Source organism: Candidatus Zixiibacteriota bacterium, from assembly GCA_040752815.1.
GTDB lineage: Bacteria > Zixibacteria > MSB-5A5 > GN15 > FEB-12 > JAGGTI01.
The window spans coordinates 73,665-84,646 of record JBFMGC010000007.1 but is presented as its reverse complement, the minus strand read 5'-3'; the positions used below and the strand labels follow the sequence as shown (position 1 = coordinate 84,646).

Here is a 10,982-nt window from a genome sequence, read left to right as displayed (position 1 = left end):
GCATTCAAGCCTACGTATGTTTACGACTCGCTGATCGAGGAAGGCATCGAGTTCGAAACTCTCGATCGGCTCCGGCACGAGTTTGGAATTGTACTTGCCGCTTGAAACGGTCAGGTCGCCGGAGAAAGCCAACGCTTCGACATCGCGAACCGGACCGGAGAACTTGAGATCGAACTTGCTGCGTCCGGCGAGGTCGTGGGATTGGCCGGCGGGGAGAAACGGCGCTGCAATGGCCAGATCCATACTTCCCGCCAGTTCGCCGGCGATGCGCGGATTGGCGAAATCCTCAACGGTCAGATAACCCTTTAGCGGCTGCTTGTCGAAACTGCCTTCCTCGATATTGAGACGGAGTTTATTGGGATCGAAATCGACCAGGCATCTCTTGAAAGCCAGCTCGCCGGGGAACTTCCGCCCTCTCATCCGCACGTCAGAAAGAGCCATGCTCCCGGTGTAAAGCCAGCCGGCTTTGGCCTCGGCGCTATCATATGACAAATCTACATCGACCGCAAAGTCACCGCTCAAAGTGTAGTCGGCCAGCTTGGCGCGCTGTTCGGCTGACAGCAGGGACAGGGCATCAGCAAGGGCGATCTGATCTGACGATACATTCAGGCTCGCGGTGGCGATATCGGGCAATCCGGTCACAATACCGCTGAGTTTCACTGGTAATTGGTTAATACTTGCCGTGATATTCTCGACCGTGAGCGTTCGTTCCGAAAGGTCGTAAGCCGCGCGATAGTTCATTTCCAGGGCCAGCATCGGCAGCGGCTTCTCACGCTGAACCTTGATCGTATTAGCAACCAGGCGACCCCAGCCTTCGTACATGCCCTCGCGCGGATAGGCCAGCGACGAGGTCAAGTCCAGCCCGGTGATATCTATCATCGTGGCCGTGCTGTCATCACGAAACGAGACCGCGCCGTCCTTTATTTCAAGTGCTTCGAACGAAATCGCCAGAGCCGCGGCCTGCCCCTCCGGCGGAATCGCTTTGGCCTCCTCCGGTATCGCCGTGGTATCAGCCGGCGCGAACGTGTAGTTCATATCTCCTGATTCGACTTTGAGCATCCGAACCACCGGCCTTTCGATCACCAGGCGATCAAACCTGATGTCACCCGATAAGAGCGGCAGCAGTTGCATCTTGAGGTCGATCTTCTCGGCTGTCAGAAACGCAGTCGAATCAAACCCGGCCGGGTTTCCCATCTGCACCTGCTGCAATTCGACCCCGAAACCTCCCCAGATGGAGATATCCAGCCCGCCGACTGCGATCGGCCGCCCCAGCGCCGCGGTGCCCTTTTCGACAGCCATCGCCTTGATAGTTTCCACCGGCAAGAAGAGCTTAACGGCCAGGACCAGCAACAGCAACAGGACGACGAACACGCCGGCCACCCAGAGCAGTATCTTCGCGAACTTCTTCATTTCAATCCACGCTTTCGGAAGCGGTTGTTATCGCTTGGACTCACGGACCGGAACAAAAGTTCCGGACCACACAGTGACAAGTTTGAAAAGTGCGATCCGGGGCGCCGGGTCGTCAGCCGGATGTCCTCCCGCGCGGCAGGCCTAGGTCGGTCGATGACTCGACACAGTCTCCCATAGGTCGTGGTGGACGACGGCGTCCACCACGCACGGTATTTGTCTGGACCTCTTCTCGTACAGATGCCAACTTACGCTTTGGAGGGAACCTTTAGAAGTCGACCGATTCACCCGGCTTGAGTATTACCGCTCTGCCGTCACCCACCTTCCTGGCAAACTCCCTCGGATCGGCGTGGATAATCGGGAAGGTGTCGTAGTGCATCGGTACGACCTTCTTAGGCCGGAGGAATTCAACAGCCTTCACAGCGTCATCGATGCCCATCGTGAAGTTGTCGCCGATAGGCAGGAAGGCCAGCGCGATGGCATTCATCTCGCCAATCAGTTTCATGTCATAGAACAGGCCTGTATCGCCTGAGTGATAGACGGTCTTCCCACCTATGGTCACGAGAAAGCCCACCGGCGGGCCGGTGTAGATCGAGGCATCCGGTCCGTAGCCGCCGCCGTGGTGGGCGATAGTCAGTTTGACCCGGCCAAAACCGAAGTTCGCGGCCCCGCCGATATGCATCGGGTGAGCCTTCGCGCCCTGCTTACCCACCAGATTGGCGATCTCAAAATTGGCGATGATAGTCGCGCCGGTTCGCTTGGCAATCGCGACTGCGTCGCCGATGTGATCACCGTGGCCATGTGTGACCAGCACGTGGGAAACATCGACCGCTTCCGGCCGCATGGCGGCCTTCTCGTTTCCAGTCAGGAACGGATCGATAATAATCCTGTGCTTGCCGTCCGCGAGCATCACACAGGCGTGTCCCATGAAAGTGGCTTTAGGCATAGGGAACTCCTTGTCTCTACCTGATCGTTTCTCGATTCAATCGGAAGCTAATGGCGCGTGGAGGGCTTGTCAATCGGCCAGAAACTGTGCAACCGCCGGACACTGACTACGCGATCACCCCGCCGGCAAGCACCGTGTCGCCCGAATAGAGCACGACTGACTGCCCGGGTGTAATCGCTCGCTGCTTCTCGCGGAAGACCAGGCGAAGGCACCCGCCCGGGAGTGCTTGGGCCACGGCCTCGGCAGGCTTGTGCAGATAACGAATCTTCACTTCGCACCCGAGCGACACCACCTCCGAGTCGGTAATCTGGGGCGGCGGCTGGGCAACCCAATTTACTTTTTCGGCAATCAGTTCGGTTTGAAGCAACTGGTCCTCGTCGCCGACAACAACCCGGCCGCTCTCCGGATCGATTTGTTGCACATAAAGGGGCGTGGGATGGCTGACCCTTAATCCTTTGCGCTGGCCGATCGTGAAGAGCTCGGTGCCGTCGTGAGTACCAAGCACTTTGCCCTGGGAATCGACTACCTTACCGGGGTGGAACGAGACGTCATGCGTCTCGGCGTATTCGCGAAGAAACCGGCGGTAGTCATCATCGGCCACAAAACAGATTTCGCGCGACTCCGGCTTTTCGGCGGTACGGAGGCCGTGGTGACGGGCGATTTCCCTGACTTCGCTCTTGAGCAATCCGCCCAACGGCATCAGCGTGCGCGAGAGCGCCTCCTGGTCGAGTCCCCAAAGCACATAAGATTGATCGCGCGTGGCGTCAACCCCCTTGCGAATTCGCCAGCGGCCGTTGTCGCCGCGGTCAACCTGCGCGTAATGCCCGGTAGCGATGTGCGAACAACCGAGTTCTTCGGCCTTATCCAGAAAAGCGTCCCACTTTACTTCGCTGTTGCAGCGCACGCAGGGATTGGGGGTGCGCCCGGCGGAATACTCGGCCACAAAATTCTCGATAACGGTCTTCTTGAACGGGGCCGACAGGTTCAGCACGTAGAATGGAGCGTTTATTTTGTCACAGACAAAACGGCAATCGGTGATTGAATCCAGACTGCAACAGCGACCGTCGCGATGAATATCCCCGCCGACATCGACATAGTCCCACAGCTTCATGTGCGCCCCGATAACCTCGTACCCCTGCTCTTTCAGCAGGAGTGCCGTGACCGAGGAATCGACACCGCCGGACATGGCGACTAAGACACGATTTGGGGTATTCACTACAGTTCCCTGTCGGGACCGTGAAGGTCCCGACCTACACACTACACCTGTTTACCGTACACCGGGGAGAGGTGGCGAAGTCGCTGTACTACCGGCCCGATTTTGGCGATCACGAAATCGATCTGCTCGCGGGTGGTGGAACGACCCATCGAGAAGCGGATCGCCCCCTGCGCCTGGATTTTCGGCTTGCCCATCGCTACGAGAACATGTGACGGTTCTGTCGCGCCTGAGGTGCAGGCCGATCCCGCCGAGCAGGCAATACCCTCGAGATCCAGAGACAGGACGATCGACTCACCCTCGATACCGGCGAAGGAGATGTTCACTGTTTGCGGGATGCGGTTGGTACGCGGGCCGTTCAGAGAAACATCCGGCACGCTTGATATCACCTGGTCGATAAAGTACTCAGCCAGCTCGTACAGACGGCGGAAGTCTTCGTCACGCCGTCGCTCGGCGATCTCCAGCGTCTTAGCCAGGCCGACCGCCCCGGCGACGTTCTCAGTTCCGGGACGGCGCTTCTTCTCGTGAGAGCCGCCGTAGAAGAGCGGAGCGATCTTGACTCCCTTACGGATGAAGAGCGCACCGGTTCCCTTGGGGCCGTAAATCTTGTGACCGGTCAGAGAGAGCAGATCGACTCCGAGGTCCTTGACATCCACTTTTATTTTCCCCATGGACTGTACCGCATCAGTGTGAAACAACACACCCTTCCCGCGGGTGACTTGCGAGAGGGCGGCAATTTCCTGAACGGCGCCGGTCTCGTTATTGGCGTGCATCACCGATACCAGGGCGGTCTGATCGCTGACCAGTTTCAGCAGGTCATCGGGCGATGAAAATCCGTCACCGTCGACCGGCAGTATATCCAGCTTGAAACCTTCTTTGTGCGTCAGATGTTCGGCCGGTTCGAGCACGGCATGATGCTCGGTCGCGCCGACTATTAAATGGTTCTTCTTCCCCTTGAGCTGATAGGCTGTGCCGAGCACAGCAATGTTGTCCGATTCGGTGCCGCCCGACGTGAAATACAGCTCGGATGGATCACAGTTAATGAATGTGGCAATCTGCTCCCGGCTCTGTTCGAGCGCGACTTTCGCTTCGCGCCCGAAACCGTGAACCGAACTGGCATTGCCGAACTGACGTCCAAAATACGGCAACATGGCGTCGACCACCTCCGGATCAACCGGCGTGGTGGCATTATGATCGAGATATATCCTGTCCATCGTCATTTCCATACCTTGTGAAACCGCGCCGGCAAGGTGAGAGTGCCCGACCCGCCGACCGCCGGAGGATGGGTCTAAAACGCGTACAATATAGTGAAATGCCAACGGTGCGAGTAATCAAAATCGTCGTGGGCAAGCTGCTCGGCGTAGTCGACTCGGATCGGGCCGGCCGGGGTGACTAACTGAAAGCCCAGGCCATAAGCAACCGCCAAATTGTTCAAACGGATAGCCTGCTCCCGCTGGAAAGCGTTCCCGACGTCAACAAACACTGACTGCCATATAGGGAACTCGGTCATAAGATCGCCTACCAGCGGCAGGACCGTCAGAAACTGGAGAGTCTTCCAGCGGAATTCCTGGTTGAACACCAGTGTATAATTGGCACCGAGCGGGGCGCCGTCGGCGTCGAGCGGCCCCAGGCGGTTTTCTTCGATCCCTCGGACCGTGCTCGCGCCGCCCAGATAAAGCGCCTGATCAACAGGTACGGCCCGAGTGTCGCTATAGGCTTCGGCCCAGGCTCCGCGCACTCGCGTAGCGGCGATCCAGCCGGGCCACACTTGCCGATACCGTGACCAACTCGCCTGCAGTTTGAAAAAGTCGGCGTCGCCACGCAGGAAACCGCCATAGACATCGCCGCTGAACTCAGTGACCGAACCGCGCCTCGGCACGAATAGATCATCGCGGCTGTCACGGCGCAGGGTCAGGTAGACTTTGCGGCGAGCCGATATTCCTTCTTGTTCCTTGACGAGAGGAATCTCCGACTCGGGGATATCGGACAGCTTTACTTTGCGGTACTCCAGTCCCAGGTTGGCCCGCAGCTTGCGCCCGAACCAACGCGAGAAGGCCACCGAGACGGCCCAGGATTCCTTGTCGAAATCTTTGACCGGGTCTTTGAGACGGGGCTGATAGTCAAGCGCCAGCACCATGCGAGTCCGGGTTCCGACAAACCAGGGCTCCTGGAAACTGGCCCGGATGCGATTGTCCAGAAGCCGGGTATCCTGGCCCGCGGAGAACGATAGATCGAGTGAACCTTCTATCGTCCGGCTTCCCCACACGTTGCGCTGTCCCGCGCCGGCAGAAACGTCCCATACCAGGTCTCGGACTTCGGACTGGGCCGCACCGAGACGAAGCGTCATATAGGCGCTTTTCCTCTCGCTCACCCTAAGTAGGAATTCCGGATTCAGGCTATCGCGAGAATTCGGGGCCGGGCTCAATTGAAAAGTCGTGAAGTAACCGGACTCAAACAGCCGTCTCTGCGATTCAAGTATGTCATCGCGTCGGTACACGGCTCCCGGCTTTATTTTTAGTTCGCGCAGCGCTACTTCGTAGTCGTCGTACTCATCGGTGCGCCCGTATCGGTTCGTTCCATCGGAAAGTGGATTGGCTACCTCGACAATTACGTTCCCGAAATGCACCAGCGAGTCAGACTCAACATTATAGACGATGCGGCAGCTCGAGGGCAGACTGCCGGGGTCGATGGCGTATTCGATTCTGGCGTAGGGGTGGCCGCGATTAGCCAGAAACGCCTTCATGGCCGTTTCGGTATCTTTCAGTTGAAACAGATTGGCCGGTTCACCCGGCTTCAGCTTGGACAGGATTTCGAGCAGGCGGGCCTGAAACCTCCGATCGTAACCACCCTGCAGATGAGTGCTGCCGACGAAGAACTGCGGGCCCTCCGCAATTGTGATATTTACAACCGCGGCCGAGTCGCCCGGGCGGAGAGCATAGGAATGTTGCACATGTACATCCAGGAATCCGTTCGTCAGGTACAGGTACTTGACCTCGAGCGTGTCACGTTGACGGGTTTCGGGTTGCACCCGGCTACGCCTGTCCCCCTTCAGGGCTAACCAGAAATCTCGCGTTCGAGAATACAGGTGCTTGCGAATTCTGCCATCCGAAAAATACTGGTTGCCGTCGATCACAATTTCCTTAATCGGTCGGTTGCGCGCCCAGCGGAGAATCGACCTGTCTACCGGCTGGGCCTCTACTATCGTGGCCAGCGCTATGATGAATGTGAAAGCCAGCAGTCGTCTCACTTGAACTCCCAGTGCATCTTCAAGTTGAGACGGAAGCTCTCCCCTTCATCGGGATCGTCGTCGCGCAGTCCTTCGAAAAGCAGATTTCGGCTGACACGAAATTCAAAACCGGCCTCGGGCAGTTGCTGAAACTCGACTGATGATCGACCCCAGAGATACAAGTTGGATCCGGCGTATTTGCCTACCGTCACACGAGTCTGCGCCAGATCGAGATAACCCTCGTACGTCGGGTCGATCTCAAACGTCTCCACTCCCAATCGCCGCGTGCCGATCTGCGAGAATTGCGAGGACAGGAGTTGGGAAAATCGCTCCTGGAAGGCACCGGCTGACGATGCTTCTCCGTAGTAATTCGCTACAATCAGCGGCACGATTGCTTCGTAACCAAGCGGGGCGTCTTCCTGGCCCTGGAGGAAGAAAGCAAACTCCGGCTTGTCCAGCGTGCCCGTGACATGCACCTTGAGATCCTCATAGCTGCGCTCGCCCGCAGACGTACGTGCCAGCGGGATGCGGGTGGTGGCCCAGATGTCGAGACGGGGATTGGGGTACTCGACATCTTCGAATATCACGCGCGCTGAATCGGCGCTGATTCTGAAAGTCTTATCGAACAGATAGCCGCGACCTCGAAGAATTTCCAGATTGCCTACGAAGCGATACCTGCCGTTTTCTCTAATGATATTCAAATACCCCGCGAATTCAGCGTCGATGTCCTGGTTCTTGATCCAGTAGTTGGCGGGTATTTCGATGAGAATATCCAGGTCCCAGGTATTCTCGCCGGAGAGCGCCATCATCAGCGGCGAACCGGCGTTTTCGTCGGCGAACTCCACCAGGTATCGACCTTCAACCATGGTCAATCTGCCGGAAACAGTGGGCGGCGTCACACCGCGAACAAAGAGCGTATCCATCACGATGCCCCCGATATCGTCAAGATCGTAGGTGAAGGGAAACGGTTGGGGGATGATAACGCGGATGTTATAGGTGAAGCTGTCGATCGCGTTCACGGTCAGATCGCCGGAGAGGTCGGCAAAGGCACGGCTGCGGCCACCCTCGACTTTGACATAGGTTCGGACATCATTGATCAGAATCTTGTTGTCCTTCATGCTCAGCGAGGCGGAATCGGTATGAAGTATCTCTGCGAGATCGAGATACTTGAGGCGGCCGTTCTTCAGATACGCGTGGCCGTCCAGATGCGGACGCCTGGGCGTGCCGTCGAGATGAAAGTCGGCATAGAACTCCCCCTCGATCTGCTCCACCGACGGAAGCAGCAGCGGCACCAGCCGGAAAGCGCTGTCAACATCGGCGGCTGTGACTCTCAGATCAAACGGCAGATCGAGCAGACGTTTCTCGACATCGGTAGAGAACGCAAGATCGGCATAGAGCTGTCCCTCGGCCCGGTAACGGCCGTGTAACGAGGACATGACGAGACTGTCTATAAGCACCAGCGAATCACTGTATCGAGCGCTGCCCGTCAGGCGGCCGAGTCCCTCGCCCCGGAACCGGATGGAATCCACAAGACCGGTCAAAGTGATCCGCGGGTTCACGAGGGTGCCGGATAAGTCGGCTTCAGCCGAGAGCAACCCATCCAACTCATAGTTCTTCTGTAGCAGCTTCAGCCACGGCGCGAGCACAATTCCCGAGGCCGCTATGTTCAGGTCCATCGACTCGTCATAATTGACCCGGCGCTGCACCGAAAGAGAAGTCTGCCCTTGCGTAATCGTGGCGTTGTGAAAATCAAATCCAACCGTGTCGATCGCGACGAGCATCTGCGACCGGTTGTGATACAACCGATCGAGAACCGCCAGGCTCATAGTATCCAGGGTCAGCAGCCAGGGGTACTGCCCCTGGTCGAGCATCCCCCGGGCGCTGACGCTGGCGTAGGGGTTGAACATGGCCACCGTGTCTATGTGCACGAGCGTAGAATCAATTGAGAGGTGAGCGTAAGTGCTGTCCAGCGGCACCTGCCAGGCGGCGCCTGACTTCAGGCGGACGTCTACGCCCCCTTGGCGACCGGTGAGAAAGCGTCTTATATCAAACTCCGAGTACGCGCTGTCCGCATATAACCCGTAAATCCAGAGTGAATCGGACCAGAAGCGACCGGCAAGGTCGGGGTCTGCTGTCCGGCCCGAAAGAATTGCGTGTGCCCTCCCCCGCCCGCCCGGCTGATCGATAAAGAGCTTATCACGATAGCGATCGAGATTGGCCAGGTCCGCCTCCACCTCGAGCAACATCTCCCCACTGTAGTCTATCGATCCGAGAACATCGAATCGATTCTCGAAATAGTCTACTGAGAACGACGTTGGGAACGTCAGCGAATCAGTCGTGACTATTATTGCACCCCTGGCACGCTGAAGCGGGTATTCATCGAACGAGGACTCATACAGGTTGACATCAAGGTGCAACACCAGCGTGGCGTTGGAAAACGACTCGCCTCGAAGTGCCAGCCGCCCGGTAAGATCGGACCGGAACGTCCGCGGCACGATCTGGTTGAGATCGAGATTGCGCACGTCGGCATCGAGGCGATACTCTTCCGGTGACTTTCGAAAATCGACCTGCCCGGTACCGTCGATCCCGCAGTTGCCCAGGATAGTGCCGTACAGCGTATCGAGATCGAGCACCTTGTCGGCGAAATGAAAATCGATCACCAGGTTGCCAAAATCGGCAAACAAGAAATCGCCGCCGATATTCATGTGGCCGCTTAGTTTCTTTCCGGCGAACGAGACTTTGCCGTTGGCGTCAATCTCGCCGCGCAGCTTGCCGCCGAACAGACGACTGATGTCTGCCAGAACCAGCCCGTCGGCAGCCACCTCCGCTTCACCGACCATTGTTTTGATATCCAGCGCACCGTTTGCTTTCAGGCGCGTTTGCCCCTTCTGAACCGAAAAGTCCTGGAACAGTACGTTACTGCCGGTGACGGTGGCGCGGCCACTAAGATAGTCCAGATCGAGAGCTGAGTCCGATGAGCTGTAGCTGAGCTGCTGAATGGCGAGCGAATAAGTCGGGCCGTCTCTCTGAACAGCGGCGGTCATCGCCACATCGGTGATGTGCAGCGTATCTGTCGCACGGACTATGTTCACCCGCGAGCTGGTCACGCGTAGACCGTCGACGGCAAACGGTGCCGGAGCCTCGCCCCCACCGGTTCCTGTGGCCGGTATCGGAAGGAGCCGACGGCCATCGCTGTCCTTGGCGATCGTCAGTTCCAAACCACTTAGTTCAACCGACCCAAAGTGCAGGGTACCCTGCCAAAGCTCGGAGAAATCGTATTCAGCGGAAAGTTGATTGACACTCGCCAGCGCGAACGCCTGGGTGGAATCGGCGTACTCAACCAATATACCGTCAATAGTGACCCCACTGAAGAGATTGCCGCTTATGCGCTCGAGTGTCACGCGAAGGTTGCCCGGTTCGGCGAGCGCGCGATTGACCTCCCGGATAACGTAAGCTTCCAAACCGCCGAGGTGGAAAATGTAAACGTATACGCCCGCCAGAATGAGGAGTAACCCGGCCGCCAGCCAGAGCAGCCATTTGAGCCATCCCGGCATCAGAACAACCCGAGTTTCTTCATGAGTTCCACAGCCGCAGCATACCCGTCGGGCGCAACCGGCGCGAGATCGGAAATGACATCCCGGATGATTTCGGGCGCGGCGCCGACATTGATTGCGCCACGCAGGTGCGAATGCAGCTGCACCGGACGATTCTCGATCATGAGGCACGACACTATGGCCATCTCGCGATCAACAATGTCCAGACCGGGTCGCGAAAGCACCTTGCCGTACCCCTCGAGTTCCATCCAGAGAAAGATCTCCGGCGCCATGTGCTCAACCCGCTGCTTCAGCGGCTCATAATTGCTGTCGTAAACCTGGCGGCAGAGCCTCTGGCCCCGCTCCAGCCACAGGGCGGCATCGACAGGGTCTCGTAGGATACCGGCATTCCCGTCATTCAGACGCTCTGCAGCGGTCAGCATACGCGGAAAGCCGAGGAAGAGATACGACTGGAGCATGACCTCGTACACTTGCTCGTGGGACGCTCCAAGGCCGCGACAGATAGTCGCCGCTTGTTGCAGCGACTCCGTATCGGAAACGGCAATCGCCGCCGAATAGAGGGCCAACGCCCGTGTGGTCTGATTGCGCTCGGGGCGAAAATCAGCCAGACAGGCGGCGAGACTTTCCTGCATGTGG

The 10,982-nt window shown here is 57.9% G+C and carries 7 protein-coding genes; all 7 read right to left on the bottom strand.

Annotated features, from left to right (window positions below; translation table 11 throughout):
• Positions 1-1,410, bottom strand: a 1,410-nt coding sequence (locus AB1772_03485; GenBank protein ID MEW5795403.1) for an AsmA family protein, incomplete at its 3' end; no start/stop codon positions are given.
• Positions 1,411-1,675: 265 nt separating this feature from the next.
• On the bottom strand, positions 1,676-2,353 hold the full coding sequence (locus AB1772_03480; protein ID MEW5795402.1) for a metal-dependent hydrolase: 678 nt from the start codon (positions 2,351-2,353) through the stop codon (positions 1,676-1,678).
• Between the two features lie 106 nt (positions 2,354-2,459).
• Positions 2,460-3,569, bottom strand: a complete 1,110-nt coding sequence (mnmA, locus tag AB1772_03475; protein MEW5795401.1) for a tRNA 2-thiouridine(34) synthase MnmA — start codon at positions 3,567-3,569, stop codon at positions 2,460-2,462.
• A gap of 41 nt (positions 3,570-3,610) precedes the next feature.
• The gene (locus tag AB1772_03470; GenBank protein MEW5795400.1) at positions 3,611-4,780 is read right to left on the bottom strand and encodes a cysteine desulfurase family protein; all 1,170 of its coding nucleotides are present in this window, start codon (positions 4,778-4,780) and stop codon (positions 3,611-3,613) included.
• 74 nt (positions 4,781-4,854) lie between these two features.
• Positions 4,855-6,813 carry a BamA/TamA family outer membrane protein gene (locus AB1772_03465; GenBank protein MEW5795399.1) on the bottom strand — a complete coding sequence of 653 codons (1,959 nt, stop codon included), beginning with the start codon at positions 6,811-6,813 and terminating at the stop codon, positions 4,855-4,857.
• Positions 6,810-10,346: a translocation/assembly module TamB domain-containing protein gene (locus tag AB1772_03460; GenBank protein MEW5795398.1), complete on the bottom strand. Its 3,537-nt coding sequence runs from the start codon at positions 10,344-10,346 to the stop codon at positions 6,810-6,812. Before AB1772_03460 ends, AB1772_03465 begins: the two co-directional genes overlap by 4 nt.
• A complete protein-coding gene (locus tag AB1772_03455; protein MEW5795397.1) occupies positions 10,346-10,978 on the bottom strand; it encodes a carboxymuconolactone decarboxylase family protein in 633 nt (210 codons plus the stop codon). The genes AB1772_03460 and AB1772_03455 overlap by 1 nt, the downstream gene beginning before the upstream one ends.
• Positions 10,979-10,982: the final 4 nt, after the last annotated feature.

Coding starts and splice junctions, on each gene's coding strand:
- AB1772_03480 (MEW5795402.1), bottom strand. CDS start 2,353: ATGCCTAAAGCCACTTTCATGGGACACGCCTGTGTGATGCTCGCGGAC.
- AB1772_03455 (MEW5795397.1), bottom strand. CDS start 10,978: ATGCAGGAAAGTCTCGCCGCCTGTCTGGCTGATTTTCGCCCCGAGCGC.
- AB1772_03460 (MEW5795398.1), bottom strand. CDS start 10,346: ATGCCGGGATGGCTCAAATGGCTGCTCTGGCTGGCGGCCGGGTTACTC.
- AB1772_03470 (MEW5795400.1), bottom strand. CDS start 4,780: ATGGACAGGATATATCTCGATCATAATGCCACCACGCCGGTTGATCCG.